Annotated in this window: 14 protein-coding genes; 5 read left to right on the top strand and 9 right to left on the bottom strand. The window is 59.8% G+C overall.

From position 1 onward, the window contains the following. Positions 1 to 5: 5 nt before the first annotated feature. The 6 genes from gspG to HY30_RS19510 form a co-directional block, all read right to left on the bottom strand. Positions 6 to 455, bottom strand: coding sequence for a type II secretion system major pseudopilin GspG (gspG, locus tag HY30_RS16695; RefSeq protein ID WP_034743520.1), 450 nt, complete (start codon positions 453 to 455; stop codon positions 6 to 8). A 26-nt stretch (positions 456 to 481) separates the two neighbouring features. Next, positions 482 to 1,690: a type II secretion system inner membrane protein GspF gene (gspF, locus tag HY30_RS16690; protein ID WP_034743518.1), complete on the bottom strand. Its 1,209-nt coding sequence runs from the start codon at positions 1,688 to 1,690 to the stop codon at positions 482 to 484. Next, complete coding sequence (locus HY30_RS16685; protein ID WP_034743515.1) at positions 1,677 to 3,179, bottom strand: GspE/PulE family protein; 1,503 nt, start codon at positions 3,177 to 3,179, stop codon at positions 1,677 to 1,679. The genes gspF and HY30_RS16685 overlap by 14 nt, the downstream gene beginning before the upstream one ends. Positions 3,180 to 3,183: 4 nt before the next feature. Continuing rightward, positions 3,184 to 5,130, bottom strand: coding sequence for a type II secretion system secretin GspD (gene gspD / locus HY30_RS16680; protein WP_034743512.1), 1,947 nt, complete (start codon positions 5,128 to 5,130; stop codon positions 3,184 to 3,186). 1 nt (position 5,131) lies between these two features. Continuing rightward, a complete protein-coding gene (locus HY30_RS16675; protein ID WP_081812328.1) occupies positions 5,132 to 6,028 on the bottom strand; it encodes a type II secretion system protein N in 897 nt (298 codons plus the stop codon). 221 nt (positions 6,029 to 6,249) lie between these two features. Beyond that, entirely contained in the window at positions 6,250 to 6,573 is a 324-nt protein-coding gene (locus HY30_RS19510; RefSeq protein WP_155839393.1) for a helix-turn-helix transcriptional regulator, read from the bottom strand. A 270-nt stretch (positions 6,574 to 6,843) separates the two neighbouring features. Here HY30_RS19510 and HY30_RS16665 point away from each other — a divergent pair, with 270 nt between their 5' ends. Both HY30_RS16665 and HY30_RS16660 read left to right on the top strand, forming a co-directional pair. Further along, entirely contained in the window at positions 6,844 to 9,606 is a 2,763-nt protein-coding gene (locus HY30_RS16665) for a hypothetical protein (protein ID WP_034743506.1), read from the top strand. 116 nt (positions 9,607 to 9,722) lie between these two features. Beyond that, on the top strand, positions 9,723 to 12,329 hold the full coding sequence (locus HY30_RS16660; RefSeq protein WP_155839392.1) for a TonB-dependent receptor domain-containing protein: 2,607 nt from the start codon (positions 9,723 to 9,725) through the stop codon (positions 12,327 to 12,329). A 77-nt stretch (positions 12,330 to 12,406) separates the two neighbouring features. Here HY30_RS16660 and purB read toward each other — a convergent pair whose 3' ends face one another. After that, a complete protein-coding gene (gene purB / locus HY30_RS16655; protein WP_034743503.1) occupies positions 12,407 to 13,705 on the bottom strand; it encodes an adenylosuccinate lyase in 1,299 nt (432 codons plus the stop codon). A gap of 186 nt (positions 13,706 to 13,891) precedes the next feature. Here purB and HY30_RS16650 point away from each other — a divergent pair, with 186 nt between their 5' ends. Both HY30_RS16650 and HY30_RS16645 read left to right on the top strand, forming a co-directional pair. Then, positions 13,892 to 14,857, top strand: coding sequence for a peptidoglycan-binding domain-containing protein (locus tag HY30_RS16650; protein WP_034743500.1), 966 nt, complete (start codon positions 13,892 to 13,894; stop codon positions 14,855 to 14,857). Between the two features lie 51 nt (positions 14,858 to 14,908). Continuing rightward, entirely contained in the window at positions 14,909 to 15,610 is a 702-nt protein-coding gene (locus tag HY30_RS16645; protein ID WP_034743497.1) for a VIT1/CCC1 transporter family protein, read from the top strand. An 87-nt stretch (positions 15,611 to 15,697) separates the two neighbouring features. Here HY30_RS16645 and HY30_RS16640 read toward each other — a convergent pair whose 3' ends face one another. Then, entirely contained in the window at positions 15,698 to 16,918 is a 1,221-nt protein-coding gene (locus HY30_RS16640; RefSeq protein ID WP_034743495.1) for an NADP-dependent isocitrate dehydrogenase, read from the bottom strand. Between the two features lie 77 nt (positions 16,919 to 16,995). On the opposite strand from HY30_RS16640, the gene HY30_RS16635 reads away from it, so the two are divergent. Further along, the gene (locus HY30_RS16635; RefSeq protein ID WP_034743492.1) at positions 16,996 to 17,796 is read left to right on the top strand and encodes an RNA methyltransferase; all 801 of its coding nucleotides are present in this window, start codon (positions 16,996 to 16,998) and stop codon (positions 17,794 to 17,796) included. 1 nt (position 17,797) lies between these two features. Here HY30_RS16635 and HY30_RS16630 read toward each other — a convergent pair whose 3' ends face one another. Continuing rightward, positions 17,798 to 18,562 carry a crotonase/enoyl-CoA hydratase family protein gene (locus HY30_RS16630; RefSeq protein WP_034743489.1) on the bottom strand — a complete coding sequence of 255 codons (765 nt, stop codon included), beginning with the start codon at positions 18,560 to 18,562 and terminating at the stop codon, positions 17,798 to 17,800. Positions 18,563 to 18,576 lie beyond the last annotated feature (14 nt).

The raw sequence follows: 18,576 nt of genomic DNA, 5'->3' as shown, positions 1-18,576 counted from the left end.
TCAGCTCAGTTCCAGTTGCCGATATCGTCTTCATTGCCGGGTTGACCGTCGGGGCCGGCCGAGAAGACATCATAGGCGCCGGCGGAGCGAACACCGGGCACGTTGTAGATGTAATCATTGCCCCACGGGTCTTGCTGGATGCGCTTGATGTAGCCGCCGGGACGGTACTGGGCGGCGTTGGCACCGGAAGGCGGTGTCTTGAGGGCGGCAAGGCCGACATCTGCGCCCGGATAGTTGAACATGTCGAAGCTGTATTGCTCGAGGCCACTCTCAAGGGCGGCGATATCGGAACGGGCCCGGTCGACGCGTGACTTACCCAGCACCGGGCCGACGGAGATCACGACCGCCGTTGCGAGCAGGGCCATGATCGAGACGGTGACGAGCAGTTCAACGAGCGAGAAGCCGGCATCCTTGCGGATGGCTTCGGGCGATTTCTGGTCCTGGTCCTGTGTCATGGGGGCCTCCTGATTGGGGTGCGGCGCTATTGGAGCGCCAGAGTGTTGAGCTGGATGATGGGTAGCATGATGGACAATACGATTGTCCCGACCAGACCGCCAAGAATAACGATGATGATCGGCTCCATCAGGCTGAGGGCAGTGGACGTTGCATTCTCGAACTCTTCCTCGAGAAATTCGGCGGCGCGCGTCATCATGCCGGGCACATCGCGACCCGCTTCGCCGCTGGCCACCATATGCACCATCATGGGCGGAAAGGCGTGGGTGTTCTTCAGCGCAGCGGCGAAGGATCCGCCTTCGCTGACCTTTACTGCAATCTCGTCGGCGGCCTTGCGGAACACGCTGTTTGCCATTGCACCGCGCGCCGCCTGCAGGGATTCCAGCACTGTCGCGCCTGAGGATGACAGGGTGGCGAAGATGCGGGCGAAGCGGGCGGCCGAGACGGTGCGGGCGAGATTGCCGATGACGGGAAGGTGCAGGATGAAACGGTCCATGGTTTCGCGGACGCCCGGCGCTCTGAGGAGGCGGTTCAGGGCAATGACACCCGCGACGACGCCAATGGCGATGAGCCAGCCCCAATTGCGGAGCAGATTGGACACCATGATGACCTGCTGGGTCAGCCAAGGGAGCTTGGCATCGAACATGTCGAACTGTTCGACAAGGCGCGGCACGACGATGATCATGAGCGCAATGACCATGCCGATGGCAAGCGTGGCCAGGAGGGCGGGATAGATCAGCGCGGACTGGACCTTCTGGCGCAGGCGCCAGGTGTTTTCGAGATAGATCGCGAGACGCTCCATCACTTCGCCCTGGCGGCCGGACATTTCACCGGCGGCGACAACGGACTTGAAGAGGGGCGGGAAGGCGCGGGGCGCGGTGGCGAGGGCGTCGGCAAACCGCGAGCCTTCGGTGACTTCATTTCGGACGCGATGGAGAATGGCGACCGTTTCGGGTTTCGCATCGCTCGCGGCGGCCGTGAGAGCCTGCTCGACGGTCAGGCCGGACTGGAGGAGCACGGCGAGTTGTCGTGCGAGAAGCGCGCGCTCTTTTTCCGAGATGCGGCCACCGGCGCCCTTGCCGCCGCGCGCGCTCTTGGCGCTGAGCGGGGAGACTTCGATAGGCATGAGCTCGCGCATCCGCAATTCCTTGCGGGCGGCGCGGGGGCTGTCTGCTGAAATGACGCCGCGCATGCGTTTGCCGCCTGTATCTACAGCGACGTACTCAAACGCTGCCATCGCGGGCCTCCTTGCGGCAGACGCGCAGGACTTCCGTCACGCTTGTCTCGCCGGAGAATACATAGCGACGCGCATTCTCGATCAGGCGGTGGTGATCGGCGAAGGCAACGGCTTCGATGGCATCTTCCGTTGCATCCGCATGCAGCAGGTTGCGCACGGCGTTATCAATCACGAGCAGTTCGTAGATGGCGATGCGGCCATGGAAGCCGGTATTGCCACAGGCCATGCAGCCTTTCGGCGTGTAGTGCGTGAAAGCCTGGCCATGTGGCAGGTCGAGGGCTTCATACTCGGCGGTTCCGGCCTCGGCGGGCTCCTTGCAGACATCGCACAGCTTGCGCACGAGGCGCTGGGCCATGACGGCGCGCAGGGTGGAAGCCATGAGGTATGTTTCGACGCCCATGTCACGTAGGCGGGTGATGGCGCCGGCTGCGCTGTTGGTGTGCAGGGTCGAGAAGGCGAGACGGCCGGTGGAGGCGAATTCGAACGCGGCTTCGGCGGTTTCGAGATCGCGGATCTCGCCGACCATGACGATGTTGAAGTCCTGACGCAGGATATTGCGCAGGGCGCGAGCGAAGGTGAGGCCGACCTTGGAGTCCATCTGCGTCTGGCTGATGCCCGGCAGACCGTATTCGACCGGGTCTTCCAGCGTCATGATGTTCACGTTGCCAGTGTTGAGGCGCGAGATGGACGAGTAGAGCGTCGTGGTCTTGCCCGAACCGACCGGGCCGGTCACGAGGATCACGCCGTTTGGCTGGCTGAGAACCTGATCGAAACGCTGATAGGTGTCGGAGTCCATGCCGAGCTCTTCGAGCGTCAGCAGGGCGTTCTGCGTATCGAGGAGGCGCAGGGCAACGCGCTCGCCAAAGCGTGTGGGCAAGATGGCGACGCGGACGTCGATGGAGCGGCCGCCGGCCTGGAGCGAGATGCGACCATCCTGCGGCAGGCGTTTCTCTGCAATGTCGAGACGCGCCATGACCTTGATGCGCGAGACCAACGGAGCTGCCAGCTTGCGCGGAGGTGTGATGACTTCAACGAGGTCGCCATCGATGCGGTAGCGGATCGACAATTTGTCCTCGAACGGATCGATATGGATGTCCGAGGCGCGGCGCTTCATGGCTTCGTAGATCAGGCCGTTGATGAGGCGGATGACGGGCGCGTCATCGCTGCCGCCGAGCAGGTCGGCCGCTTCCGGGATATCGTCGATCAGGCTTTCCAAGCCGCCGCGACTTGCGACGGCAGCCTCGATGTCGGTGGCCCCGAGGGGCCCCTGGCTGAAGGCATTGGTGAGGGCGCGGTCAAAACTGGCGGCGTCCATGGATTCGATGGCATGAGAGCAGCCAAGGGCACGCCGCGCTTCGACCAGCGAGAAGGCATCGGCTCCCACACGCACACCGACCGTCAGCGTTTCGCGATCAGGCAGGACGATGAGGCCCTTGTCCTTGGCGAAGGCGTAAGTGAATTGCCGGGAGGGTGCTGCGTGTGTGCTCATCGGATTATTGCTGCGGGGGAGGTGAGCCCAGAACCTGGCTGACGAAGGCGTCGAGCGAGTTCACCTTGTCATCCTTGCCATTCCAGAGCTCTTCGGCCCGAACGAAACGGTAGCTGCGCGCGGTGACATCGCGTGCGCTCTGGCGGTCACGGATCACGGTTGGCCGGATAAAGACCATCAGGTTGGTGCGCTTGGTCGACTTGCCTTCCGAGCGGAAAAGACGGCCGGCGACCGGCACATCGCCAAGGATTGGCACCTTCTCATTGGCAATCGTGTCGGACTGCTGGATCAGGCCGCCGATGACGATGATCTCACCGCTGTCGGCGAGCACATCTGTCGTGATCTGGCGCTTGTTGAAGATCAGGTCGGAGGTTGCCGTCGAGATGGCGCCGGCAATGCTGGAGACTTCCTGGTTGATCTCGAGGCGAACGGCGTCGTCAGACGAAATGCGCGGTGTTACATCAAGCCGTACGCCGATTTCCTTGCGGTCCACGGTCTGGAACGGATTGGTATTGTCATTGCCAAGAACGGAGCCCGTGATGATCGGCACTTCCTGCCCAACCAGAAGTGATGACGTGCCATTGTCGAGCGTCATGTTGAAAGGCTTCGACAGCACGCGGGAATTGGTGTCGCTTTCAACCGCGGTCAGGATGGCGCCGAACAGCGTGTCGCCGTCCTGTCCGCCAATGCCGACGCTGAGGCCCGTGAGTCCCAGAAGCGAGGTGACCGCGGATGTGGCGAACGGGTTGCTGTCGCCCGTGTTGAAAGGTGTATCACCAGCGATGGCGCCCGCCAGCGCGAGCAGGTTCGGCGCCGAACGGGAGTAATTGGTGGAGGCAAACGGCACGGTGGAGTTGCCGGTGCCGCTGAGCAGGAATTGCAGGCCAAGCTCGCGGGCTGTGTCGTCCGACATTTCCACGATGATCGCCTCAACGAGGACCTGAGCGCGGCGTTTGTCGAGATCCTGGATGACGCGCTCGAGCGTCAGAAGGGTTTCGCTGGGGGCATTGATGACGATCGAGTTGGTTGGCGCATGGAAGGCAATCGTGCTGGGCGTGACGTCACCGCCGGTTTCGGCGCGGCGGAAGGCCATGGCGCCAGCCACCTTTTCAAGGATCGGCACGATCTCGGAGGCATCCGCATTCTTGAGCGAGATAACCCGGAGTGTGTCCTCGACCCGGTCTGTCGCGTCGAGTTGTTCAATCACCTTCAGGGCGCGGTCGACCGTGACGTCGTCACCACGGATCACGATGGAGTTGCCGGTCTGTGACGCAATGGCCTGGAAGCTGGAGGCGACGGAGTCCTCTCCGCCATTCTTCTGGAGGGCCATGAGGATGGATTCCATCTCGCCTGACGGGATGTTCTTCAGGCCGATGGTCTCCGTGCGGGTTCGGTCCTCATCAATGCCTGCCACGAGTTGGCGGATGCGGGGCATGTTGGATTCATAGTCGACAACGACAAGCGTGTTGGAGCGCGGGTTGGCGATGACCTGGCCCTGCGCGTCCACGAGGGGCTTGACCATCTGGGCCGCTTCGAGCGCGTTGAAATTGTTGAGGTGGATAATTTCCGTTACGAAGCTGTTGGCCCCGGAAGAACGCGTGCCTGCCTCGCTGACGGCGGATTGCTCGGGGATGATACGGTAGGTGTTCTTGCCTGCGGGAACGGCCGTGAAGCCCTGGACACGAAGCGTGGAGAGGAAAACCTCAAACACGCCTTCGCGTGTAAGCGGGGTGGAGGAGGTCACCGTGACGCGTTTGCCGCGCACGTCAGGATGAACAATGAACGTGTAGCCGGTCACGATCGAAACATCGGCGATCAGGGAGCTCAGCTCCACGTCATCGAAGTTCAGAACATGGCGCGCAGCCTGTGGCGTGGTCTCACCTGCCAACCCGAATGCGGGCAGGGCGGTCGTGGCCAGCAGGACGGCTGATAGGCCGAAGCGGAAGTTCATTCTATTCTCCCTCGGGGAAACGAAGTGTGACCGGCACATCCGCGTTTCCGCGCTTGACGATCATTGAAATCTCGGGTGCGCGGGCCAGACGCTCTGTAAGGCTTTGGATGTCGATATCCTTGACGGGCGTACCATCGAGCGTTGTCAGGATGTCTCCAGATTCAATTCCCGTGCCATTCAATGCTGCAGCAGACGCTGATGTACTGAGCCGATAACCGACGAGATCTCCGTCTTCCAGAACGGGTGCAACATTGAGCGAGGCGAGCAGCGCGCGGTCTATCGTGGCGGACCTCGATTCCACGACGGCCGGACGCTGTTCCCCCTGGATCATGCCTTCCTGTCCCGGAAGCGAAAGCACTGCGAGTGTGTCGGCATTGCTCTCCATCATGAGCGTTTCAAGACCGCCACCCTTGCGGATGAGAACGCGGTCCGGAAGGACACGGTCGAGCGTTACGCCGTCGATGATCGTGTCGCCGGGAGCGAAGCTGCGCGCCTTTTTGTCTGACATCTGGATGATGGCGACAGCTGCCGCAGCGGTTCCGTTGCTGTCGGAGTCGCCCGTAACGGATCGGACGCCCTTCAGCTTGAGGTTCAGCGTTGTAGGAGGCGCACTTGGGACGAGCGCGCTGCCAGACCCGGATGTTTCCGGGCGCTGGAAGTGATTGACCCGGGTGAGGATGGTTGTGTCGCCGCGCGGTACCTGGGCAGCTGCCGAGCCGGACTGTGAGATAGCAAATTGCGGAAGGGGCCGGCTCACTGCGCCCGACCGGTCGATGGCGATCCACAATATCCGCGCTATCAGCACGCCGAGAAGCGTAACCAGTACGATATCCAGCAGTATCCGTACGCGTGGCACGATCTGCATTGCACTTGTCGAGAGTTTCGCCAGCGGGTTCATATATTACGCAAACAGTCTACTTCTGTAGTGATGTTAAGTATAATTATCGGCACTTCTGCGCCATTTTCCTTGCAAGATAAGGGCGCATTAAGGGTTGATGCAGCAATCGGGCCACAGTGCCAAACAGATTTACAGTACATCATTGTAATGGTTGAGAACATGGCGCCATATCAGCCATGCTGATCGCCCTTAATTCTTAATGTTGCAATCGACCCTGCGCGTCAGAATAGCAGACTGGCGGGCACATTAAGCGCCTCTGAAAGCCTCCGGGCCGTTTTCAGGCCGAAAGTCTGACCGCGCTCGATGGCCGAGATATGGTTGGGCCGAATGCCGCAAAGCTCGCTCAGCTGGCTTTGGGTCAGCAGACGTAACTCTCGTATAACGCGAACCGGATGTTCTCCCGCATCAATCCTGCGCTGAGCCTCTTCCGGAATTTCCGGTTCCGCCTTGGGAATTTCGGACATCGCTTTTTCGAGCTGGGAAACCTTCGCCTCCAGATCTATCAGCCGACCCTCGAGTCTGTATAGCAAATCCTGGTCACTCACCGATGCAGCCCCTTAAATTGCGCCGTTGGCCCTGTCTTTAATGTCGGACGGATATTCTGAAATTAACGCGGTCACATGTCGCTTTCGCGAAAGTTTTGTGACTGTTCCCGGCTTGTCCGGCGCCGTGGTTGCAGGACACGCGAAGGAGCAGGCCGACTGTCTTTAAAGTGCAACATTTCCGTTAATTGAATGTCATGGCCCGCAGCTATTGAGCCGTAGACAGCCCGCGATTCAGTTGGGCTCGTTCGGTGGTTTCAACGAGGGGTTATCATGATTTTCCGCACTTCAGTGAGCGCGCTTGCGCTTTGCCTTCTAGCTGCGTGTTCGCAGGGAAGCGACATCGCGTCGCCGGGCGTCAGCAATCCCGGTACGCCTCCCAATAACGGTGGCGGCGGCGGTAACGGTGGTGGCGGCAGCACAGCTGAATGCCCTACAGGGTTCACCGAAGGTGATCCGGTTGGTGGTTTTACGACCTGTAACCTTTCCGGAACATACCTTGCTGACCTTACGCTCCCATATGTTGCGGGCGTTGCTTATGCGATCGACGGACGGGTTGATATTGGCGTCGACCTCGGTGCAACCGGCACGGCTTCCGGCGGCACCGCTGCTACGCTGACAGTTGAGCCAGGGGTGACGGTTTTCGGTCGTTCCGGTGCGGACTATATCGTCGTCAATCGGGGCTCGGAGATTGATGCGGACGGTACTGCATCCAATCCGATCATCTTTACCAGCGCGAACGATCTGGTGCGTCGTGCGGCCGATCCGGATGATTTCGGCGGCGACAATATCGGTGAATGGGGCGGCCTGGTTCTTCTTGGCCGCGCGCCGATCAACCGGTGCCGCAATGCGGCGACCCCGGGCACAGTGGATTGTGACAACGTCATTGAAGGCGTGAGCAATCCTGATGCGATCTATGGCGGTGCGGATGCCGCGGACAGCAGCGGTACCTTGCGCTACGTGTCGCTTCGTTTCTCCGGTTTCGCTATCGGGAATGGTAACGAACTTAACGGTATTTCGCTGGGCGGTGTCGGCTCCGGCACAACGATTGACTATGTCCAGGTCCATAACAGTTCGGATGATGGTATTGAATTCTTCGGCGGCACTGTAAACGCCAAACACCTCGTTCTGACCGGCAACGACGACGACTCGCTCGACACAGACAATGGTCTGAAGAGCAATATTCAATATGTGGTCGTGAAACAGCGTGAACTTAGCGGCGACAACATGGTTGAGGCCAGCAGCGTGGCAGGTGTTCTTCCTGCATCCGATGCCAAGGTTTCAAACTTCACATTTATCGGAAATGCCACAGGCAATGCCTTCCGCCTGAATACGGGGACCGTGGGCACTTATGTGAACGGTGTCGTGAACAATCTGTCCGAGTGTTTCCGCTGGGAAGACTCTGCAGGCAACGGCACGGCAGGCTACCAGGCTGGCGCTGACCCGGCCTTTGCTTCGGTCCTGTTTGATTGCGCAGCCGGTCTGGCCACAACAAACTCCGATACCGCCGCTGCCGCCGCTTCGGTCGCCGCAAATGCCAATAATACAACCACGACAGACAACACGCTCGCGGCCTCATACTTTCCAGGTCCGAATGAAGCAGCTGTGACACCATTCAACACAGCATCGCTCGGCTCATTCTTCGAGCCTACGACATATATCGGGGCTTTTGGTCCGCAGGAAACGGAGTCCGAGAACTGGGCGAGCGGATGGACTTTTGGTCTGTTCCCGACGCCAAGCTGCCCAACACCGGCAACCGCTGATTCCGGCATTACGATCGACGGCAAGAAAGTCTGCCGCATCTCGGGTACGATTACCGACGATGTGCGCCTGACACGCGGCAATTATTATGAAGTCGTTGGTCGCCTGAACGTGGGCGTCGATGTGGGTGCCGACGGCAATGCGGCCGATGGCGATCCTGCGTCACTGACGATTGAAGCTGGCGTAACCGTCTTCGGCGGAAGCGGCCTCGACTATATCGTCGTTAACCGTGGCTCCCAGATATTCGCGAATGGTACCAAGCAAAATCCTGTTACGCTGACCTCGGAAGCCGATGTGACTGACACCCAGGTCAACGCGGACGAAGCCATCGGCGAGTGGGGCGGTCTTGTTATTCTTGGTCGCGCGCCAATCAACCGCTGCCGCAACGCCGCAACAGCCGCGACGATCAATTGCGACAACGTTGTTGAAGGTGTGAGCAACCCGGATGCTGTCTATGGCGGCATTACGGCGGACGATAACAGCGGTTCGCTACGCTACATGGTCCTGAAGCACTCGGGCTTTGCACTTGCACCAGGCAATGAACTTAACGGGATCAGCCTTGCAGGCGTGGGCTCAGGCACGACGATTGACTATGTGCAGGTTCACAACAGTTCCGACGACGGGATCGAGTTCTTCGGCGGCACGGTCAATGGCAAGCACCTGGTTCTGACCGGCAATGATGACGACTCGCTCGATACAGACAATGGCTACAATGGCAGCCTCCAGTACATCATCGTGAAGCAGCGTTCGCTTGGCGGTGACAATATGGTTGAAGCCAGCAGCGTCGCGGGTGTCGTGCCGGCCTCGAATGCCAAAGTGTCGAACTTCACCTTCATCGGGAACAGCTCGGGCAACGCGATCCGCCTCAACACGGGTACGATTGGCACCTATGTAAACGGTGTTATCAACAACCTGTCCGAATGCTTCCGCTGGGAAGATTCAGCAGGCAATGGTGTGGCTGGTTACCAGGCCGGTGTGGATCCGTCCTTTGGCTCGGTCCTGTTCGATTGCGCTGCTGGCCTTGCAACGGCTAGCTCTGATGCGGCAGCAGCAAGCGCTTCCGTCGCAGCTGATGCCAACAATTCGACCGGAACGGCCAACACGCTCACGTCCACTTTCGTCAACGGTCCAGCAGAAACAGCCGTCACGCCTTACGACGTGACTGGCCTTTCGAGCGACCTTGAGCCTGTCGACTATATCGGCGCCGTCAAGGACACCACCGACACCTGGTGGCAGGGCTGGTCGTGCGGTCTTGAGGCCAGCGACCCTTGTTGAGTTGAGAACCGCCGGGATGGCCGCTGAAAGCGCGCTGTCCCGGCACTTCCCATTTTCGGCCGACAGCGAAGGCTTGATTGAAAGCCCCTGAATTACGGCAAGCTAGGTTCAAAAAAATGTCCAATATTCCAGTCAGATACAAATGGTTGCTGTCAACAGCGATCGCTTTGGCCCTGGTGCCTCTGGCCGTTGCCCAGGAGACGGGCAGCGCCAATGATGCGCCAGAAGACAGCCGTACACTCCAAACAGTCGTGGTTCGTGGCCAGTTCATTCCGGAGCCACAACGCGAAACATCCCAGGTTGCGACCTTTCTCTCGACCGAAGATCTTACACGGCAAGGTGACTCGAACGCAGCCCTTGCACTGACGCGCCTTAGCGGCCTGAGCATTGTCTCGGGAAAATTTGCTTATGTGCGCGGTCTGGGCGACCGTTATTCTTCGGCCCTTCTGAACGGTTCACCGCTTCCGAGCCCCGAGCCGCTGCGCCGCACGGTTCCGCTTGACCTGTTCCCGGCGAGCGTTCTCTCGGGTGCTGCCGTCCAGAAGACCTATTCGGCCAACTACCCGGGTGAGTTTGGTGGCGGCGTGATCGACCTCCAGACCCTGCGCCAGCCCGCAGAGAATTTCCTGACGATCAAGGCCGGCGTGTCTGCGAACACCGAAACAACCGGCTCCGACGGACTCTATGTGCGTGGCGGCGACCTTGACTGGTCCGGCTATGATGATGGTCTGCGTGATATACCGGGGCCTCTTGGCGCGCTCCTGGCCTCGGGCGAGCGGCTTAATGACCAGACGCCCGCGCAAATTGAACTGATTGGCGAGAGTCTCGTCAACTCGCCCCTGTCTGTTATCCAGCAGGGCAAAATGAACCCCAATCCTAGCGGTTCGGTCGAAGGCGGCCTGATCCTCGACAAGGGCCAATATGATATTGGCCTGATTGGTGTCGTCGGCTTCGATTCCGAATGGAAGGTCAAAGACGCAACCCGGCAGTTTGTCGAGGGTGGCGTTCTGGGCAGCGACCAGCGGCAACAAACGACGACTTATGATGCGACGCTGAATGCGCTTGGGTCCGGGTCGATCGGTTGGGGTGACAACGAGATCCAGGCAACGCTCTTCTACGTGCATACGACGACAAAGCAGGCCGAGATCACGACGGGCACCGACTTCAACGCGCCGGGTTCAAGTGGCCAGATTTATGATGAGTCGTCAGGCTGGTTTGAGCGTGAGCTGAGCTTCTTCCAGCTGCGCGGTGATCACAAGGTCAATGGTATCGATCTTTCCTGGCGCGGTGCCTACGCTATCTCCACCCGCGATGCCCCTTATGACCGCTCGCTCCGCCGTACACCGGACGCTGATGGTGTTCCACTTTACTCCACGGCGAACAATTACGGCATCCTGTTCTCCAATCTCGAGGACAAGATTGGCAGCTTTGGCGCCGATGCATCATATACTGTCGATATCGGAGATGCGCGGGAACTCGTCATGTCCGGCGGCTTCGACGTCGCATCGACCGATCGCAGCTACGACTTCCTGTCGCTGCGCTTCGTCGGGGGCAACGCCATTCCGCTTGATGTGCAGCAGGCTCGCCCGGACTATCTTTTCTCGCCTGATAATATTGGTCCCGGCCGTTTTGTCCTGCAGGAAATCACGACGCCAAATGATTCCTACTCGGCCGGTCTCGATGTGAATGCCTTATATGTCCAGACGGACCTCGACATTCTGGACTTTGTGCGGGGCACGGTTGGCTTCCGCTACGAGGATGCCAAAGAAACGGTCGAGACCTTCGACCGCTTCGGAAACCAGGGTGCCGGCGACGTTAACCTGAGCAATGATTATGTACTGCCGACATTCACATTGACCTGGAACTTTGCTGACGATCTCCAGCTGCGCGCAGGCTACTCACAGACGATTGCCCGCCCGCAATTCCGCGAACTGGCCCTGTCTTCGTTTATCGACCCTGAAACCGACCGGGTGTACCGCGGCAACAGCGGTCTCGTGGACAGTGAGCTGAAAAACTACGATGCGCGCATCGAGTATTACCTTGGTCGTAACCAGTTCATTACGGCGGGTGCGTTCTACAAGGACATCAAGAATCCGATCGAGGAAGTGCAATATTCAACTGCCTCCTTCGTTTTCGAGACGACCTTCATCAACAGCCCTAAAGCCGAGCTTTATGGTGCCGAACTCGAGTATCGGACGAATTTCAGCATGCCGATTTCAAACCCGTGGTTTGATGCACGCGAATGGCTCTTCTCTGCCAACTACACCTACACCTCTTCGGAAGTGCAGGCCCAGGATGGCGATCAGGTCTTTGATCCGATTTCGCGCTCGCTGCGTGACGCTGCTCTGTTCGGACTGGATGGCTCTGATCTTCAGGGGACGCCCCAGAACATCCTGAACATGCAGTTTGGCTGGGAGAGCGATGTGGACCAACTCACGCTGCTTCTTGGCTGGGTTGACGACCGTATCCTGCAACGGGGCTTCGGCATCGGCTCTGCAGCCCTGCCGGATGTGATCGAGGAGCCAGGCGTGCAGCTTGACCTGGTCTTCAACCGGACCCTTACGCTTGGCGGCCGCGACGTCGAGCTTGGTCTGAAGGGTCGTAACCTGCTAGGCGAGAAGCACTCCGAGTATCAGATGACTCAAGGCGATGTCGGTCGCACAGAGTTCAACACCTACGAGCGCGGAACGACATTCTCAGCCAGCCTGTCGACAACGTTCTAGAATTGTAGCGTACCAAAAAGAATACCCTGCAAGGCGTTTTGCTTCGCAGGGTATTTTTATGCCGATTTAGGGAGGATCTATGCGGCGCCGAAGACGCGTTCGAAGATCGTGTCGACGTGCTTGAAGTGATATTCGAGATCAAACAGGGCTTCGAGCTCTTCATCTGTCAATTTGGCTTTGACGTCCGGATCTGTCTTGAGCAGGTCCAGCAGATTGCCTTCGCCGCGCCATGTGCGCATCGCGTTGCGTTGGACGAGCGTGTAGGAGTCCTCGCGGCTGACGCCATGTTCGACAAGGGCAAGCAGGATGCGTTGCGAGTTGTGCAGCCCGCCCATGCTGTCGATCGTGCGCATCATGTTTTCCGGATAGACGACCAGGTTCTCGACGACACCAGCGAGGCGATGGAGGGCGAAGTCCAGATGGATCGTTGCATCCGGTCCGATGCCGCGCTCGACAGAAGAGTGCGAGATGTCGCGCTCGTGCCAGAGGGCGACGTTTTCGAGGGCCGGCGTCACCGCAGAGCGGACAAGACGGGCGAGGCCTGTCAGGTTTTCGGTCAGGACCGGGTTGCGCTTGTGTGGCATCGCCGACGAGCCCTTCTGGCCAGGCGAGAAGAACTCTTCGGCTTCCAGAACTTCGGTGCGCTGCAGGTGGCGCACTTCGGTGGCAAGGCGCTCGACGGATGATGCGATCACACCGAGCGTGGCGAAATACATTGCGTGGCGGTCCCGTGGAATGACCTGCGTCGAAACCGGCTCGATGACGAGGCCGAGTTTTGCAGCGACATGCGCTTCGATCTGCGGGTCGATATTGGCGAAGGTGCCGACAGCACCTGAAATGGCGCAGGTCGCAATTTCCTCTCGGGCGAGTTCCATCCGGGCGCGGGCGCGCTTGAACTCGGCATAGAAGGTGGCGAGCTTGACGCCGAACGTGGTTGGCTCGGCATGAATACCGTGGCTGCGGCCAATAGTGGGTGTGAACTTGTGCTCGCGGGCGCGTGTTTCGAGGGCCTTCAGGACGCGGTCGAGGCCGCCGAGCAGCAGGTCTGCGGCGCGCACCATCTGGACGTTGAGGCAGGTGTCCAGCACGTCGGACGACGTCATGCCCTTATGCAGGAAGCGCGCTTCCTCGCCGACATGTTCGGCCACATTCGTGAGGAAGGCGATAACGTCGTGTTTCACTTCGCGCTCAATGGCATCGATGCGGTCGACTTCGAAGGCGCCTCGCTCGCGAACGGCTTTCGTAACGCCTTCCGGGATGATCCCGAGGTTTTCCATGGCCTCAGCTGCGAGGGTTTCGATCTCGAGCCAGATGCCGAAACGTGTTTCGGGAGACCATATTTCGGCCATTTCGGGACGGGTATAACGCGGAATCATGGGGCGCCTCTCTGCTTGTGAGGCCCGTATACCCCGGAATCGCCCGATTGCCAGTGTCGGCGCGCCGCAGACCTTCGGTTCGCGCCTTGACTGAACAGGCTGGCCGCTACGCTCAGGCTAGGTTAAAACGGCATTCAGGACCATTCAGGCAGGTGGGGTTGCTGAATGCAGCCAAGGGGAACGACGATGAAGAGACTGCTGTTGATCACGGCCTTGGCCATGACGCTAGTCGGCATTGCGAGCGCGCAGGGTAGCGCTGACTATCCGCCGACATCGGACACAGGTTCGTGCTTTGCCCGCGTATTGATGCCCGAGACGACCGAAGTTGTCACCGAACAGGTGCTGGATGCGCCGGAGCGGACGGAGATCAAGGTCATCCCGGCAGTCTATGAGACCTATACGAAGGAGGTCATGGTGAAGGAGGCCACCACGGCCTACACTGTTATTCCCACGGAATATGAGACGCAGACCGAGCAGGTGCTTGAATCGCCTGAGCGGATGGAAACGGTCGTGATCCCGGCAGAATACGAGACTTATTCCGAGAAAGTGCTGATCAGGCCAGCCTATACAACCTGGAAGCCAGGCGCAGGCCTCTATGGGCGCAATGTGACGGCCGCCAGCGCTGATGCCGGCACGGTTGTGTCCACAGGGGAGCTGCTTTGCCGTGTGGAAGTACCAGCACAATATGACGAGGTGAAGCGTACCCGGCTCATCAAGCCCGAGCGCACTGAAACGAAGATCATTCCGGCAAAATACAGGACGGTTACAAAGCAGCTGGTGAAAACGCCCGCACGCGTCGTCGAAGAGGCCGTGCCTGCTGTCTACGAGACACTGACGCTGCAGAAGCTCGTTGCGCCCGCGCAGGAGCAGACGATGGTCATACCGGCCAGCTACAGGACCGTTGAGAAACGGGTCGTAACAGGCGGCGGAAGTGTCGAATGGCGCGAAGTGCTGTGCGACACGAACGCATCGGCCGCCAAGATTGCTGAAGTGCAGAAAGCGCTCACGGCCAAGGGCTACGCGGTGCCAGCTGATGGCGATTTCGGGCCGGCGACGCTGAAGGCCATGGAAGCCTATCAGCGCGCGAATGGACTGCCCGTCGGCTACCTGACGGTCAGTACCGTAGAATCACTAGGTGTTTCCGTCGAATAGCAACCTATAAGGTCTATGTTTGCAAAACGCCGCTAGCGGCACAGGATAGTCATGGCCCGATCCCATCATCATGTTGAACGCCACCTCGTTTCACGCATCGGCTGGATGCGCGCGGCTGTGCTCGGCGCCAATGACGGAATCGTGTCGACGGCAAGTCTCATCATCGGCGTCGCGTCGGCATCAGCGGCGCAGGGGGAAATCCTGATTGCCGGCGTTGCCGCGCTGGTGGCCGGAGCGATGTCGATGGCGGCCGGTGAGTATGTATCGGTGAGTTCGCAGTCCGACGCTGAGCAGGCCGATCTCGCACGCGAACGCAAGGAACTGAAAGAGGGGCCAGTGGCTGAACATGCCGAGCTGGCTGGCATCTATGTGGATCGCGGACTGACACCGGAAACGGCGAAAGAGGTTGCCCGGCAACTGATGGCGCACAATGCCCTGGAGGCCCATGCGCGTGACGAACTCGGCATTACGGACCTTACGGCGGCCAAGCCCGTCCAGGCGGCATTGTCGTCCGCTGTTTCGTTTACTGTTGGCGCGGCTTTGCCTCTGGCACTCGTCTGGCTCGTTCCGGTGACCAGCCTGATCTGGGTCGAGGCTGTCGCCTCGCTTGGCTTCCTGGCGCTTCTTGGCGCCATAGGCGCGCGGACGGGGGGCGCCGCTATGCTGCGTCCAACTATCCGGGTTACGTTCTGGGGCGCTTTGGCGATGGCGATTACGGCCGGCATCGGCCACCTGATTGGCGGCGTGGTCTGAGCCGGGCACCCTCATGGCGCGATTAAAAAAAGCCCCGGCGCCTTACGGTACCGGGGCTTTTGATTGTTGAACTTCGAAGCGCGGGCCTTAGGCCTTGGACATCTCGGCTTCGAGGTTCTGAGCGACCTTCTCAATGAACCCTTCGGTCGTGAGCCATTCCTGGTCCGGGCCGACGAGGAGCGCGAGGTCCTTGGTCATGTCGCCGGCTTCGACCGTCTTCACGATTACTGATTCCAGCGTTGCGGCGAACTTGCTGACTTCCGGCGTGCCATCCATGCGACCGCGGTGGCTGAGGCCTTGCGTCCAGGCGTAGATCGAAGCGATCGAGTTCGTCGACGTGGCTTCGCCCTTCTGGTGGTTGCGATAGTGACGCGTAACCGTGCCGTGGGCAGCTTCGGCTTCGACCGTGTTGCCATCTGGCGTCATGAGCACCGAGGTCATCAGGCCGAGCGAACCGTAGCCTTGGGCGACCGTGTCGGACTGGACGTCGCCGTCATAGTTCTTACAGGCCCAGACGTAACCACCGGACCACTTCATCGCGGCAGCAACCATGTCGTCGATCAGGCGGTGCTCGTAAGTGCCACCGAATTCCTTGAACTTGTCAGCGAATTCCGCGTCGAACACTTCCTGGAACAGGTCCTTGAAGCGGCCGTCATAGGCCTTCAGGATGGTGTTCTTGGTCGAGAGGTAGACCGGCCATTTGCGCTGCAGGCCATAGTTGAAGCTGGCGCGGGCGAAATCACGGATGGAATCGTCGAGGTTGTACATGCCCATCGCGATACCGGCCGATGGGAAGTCGAACACTTCGTATTCCTTGGAGTCGGAACCATCAGAGGCTTCCCATTTCATGGTCAGCTTGCCTTTGCCGGGAACAAGGAAGTCTGTCGCCTTGTACTGGTCGCCGAAGGCATGACGGCCGATGACGACAGGCTTGGTCCAGCCGGGAACAAGGCGGGGAACGTTCGAGATGACGATAGGCTCGCGGAAGACGACGCCGCCAAGGATGTTGCGGATCGTGCCGTTAGGCGACTTCCACATTTTCTTCAGCTTGAATTCTTCGACGCGCTGCTCGTCTGGCGTGATTGTGGCGCATTTGACGGCGACACCGTATTTCTTGGTGGCTTCTGCAGCATCGACGGTGATCTGGTCGTCGGTCTCATCGCGCTTCTGGATCGAGAGGTCGTAATACTTCAGGTCGATATCCAGGTAGGGGTGGATCAGCTTGTCCTTGATGAGCTGCCAGATGATGCGGGTCATTTCGTCCCCGTCCATCTCGACAATCGGGTTCTTGACCTTGATCTTCGCCATGTTTTGAAATCCTTGCGGTTGAAGCTATTGGAGTGGCCTATAGCAGAGCGGGTCGCCGCGTCAAAACAGGTTCCTACATGTCAGATCAGCGCAGACCATGCGTCATCCTCCATTCGCCGCAACTTGGTGAAAACATTGGCGCAGCCGCCCGCGTTATGCGCAATTTCGGGCTAATAGATCTACGGCTTGTCAGCCCGCGCGACGGGTGGCCCAATCCGGCGGCAGACACGATGTCGGCAGGGGCTTTTGACGCGGGTGTGATCGTCAATGTCCATGAAACACTGCAGGATGCGCTGGAGGGCGTAACTTATCTCATTGCGGCGACTGCCCGGCTGCGCGGGATCGAAAAACGGGTGACGGATGCTGTGGGCGCGGCCGAGGCTGCTTTCGCGCGCACGGCGGGTGGCGGGAAGGGCGTTGCTGCGATCATGTTCGGGGGCGAGAAGGCCGGTTTGCCTAATGAAGCGGTGGCCTTGTCGGACCTTTTGATGACCTATCCGGTCGATCCTGACTTCAAGAGCCTGAACCTGGCGCAGGCCGTTTGCGTGTTCGTGCATGAATGGGGCAAACTTAACGCAGCGGAAAACCCGTCAAACTTCCCGTCTCAAAGCCAAGTCAAACCCATTGAGATGCCGTCGACGTCAGATGCAAACCCGTCGACGCGCGATGATGTGTTCCGGATGTTCGAGCATTTCGAGGCTGAGCTTGAGCGGGCCGGTTATTTCTTCCCGCCGGAAAAGACGCCGCTGATGAAGGACAATCTCCGGTCAGCGCTAATCCGTGCCGACTGGACGGAGCAGGAGGTGCAGACTTTCCGCGGCGCGATAAAAGCGCTGGCCATCGGCCGCGGAAAGGCACGTGTCGTTCGCGAGGACTAGGCTATTTGCCTTTCCAGACCGGCGCGCGTTTCTCGATGAAGGCGCGTGGGCCTTCCTTGAAGTCTTCCGTGGTGACGAGACCCGCGAAGGCCGTGCCGCTGGCTTTCCAGAGCTCGTCGTCGCCTTTCTTGAGGGCATCCACGGTGACGGTGCGGCTGGCCTGAACGGCGAGCGGGGCGTTGGCCATGATACGGTCGGCGAGCGATGTGGCTTCGGCGATGACGTCAGCTTCCGGGACGACTTTATTGACCATGCCGAGCTCGTAAGCGCGCTGCGAGGAGAGTGGATCGCCTGTCAGAATGACTTCCAGTGCCATCGGCATTCCGATGACGCGTGGCAGGCGGAAGAGGCCACCAGCACCGGCGACCAGCGAACGCTTCACTTCGGGCAGGCCGAAATTGGTCGTGTCGGCACAGACGATCATGTCACAGGAGAGGGCAATCTCGGTGCCACCTGCGAGGGCGCTGCCTGTGATTGCCGCGATGAGCGGCTTGGTGCGTTCGCGCCGCGCGATGCCGGCAAAGCCGCCTTTTTTCGTGCTGAGCGCAGCGCCATTGCCCGCGCTTATTTCCTTCAGGTCGGCACCGGCGCAGAAGGCTTTGCCGTTGGCCGTCAGGATCGCGACCCAGAGGTTCGGGTCTTCCTCGAACTTGTCGAGCGCGGACTCGATGCCCTGAGCCATCACGCCGTTGATGGCGTTCCGGGCGTCCGGGCGGTTCAGGGTGATGATCGCAAGGTGGCCCTTGGTTTCGAATTCGACTGACATCTTGGCATTCCTCC

It is taken from the genome of Hyphomonas chukchiensis (assembly GCF_000682695.1).
Taxonomy (GTDB): domain Bacteria; phylum Pseudomonadota; class Alphaproteobacteria; order Caulobacterales; family Hyphomonadaceae; genus Hyphomonas; species Hyphomonas chukchiensis.
This window is presented reverse-complemented; position numbering and strand designations above follow the sequence as displayed.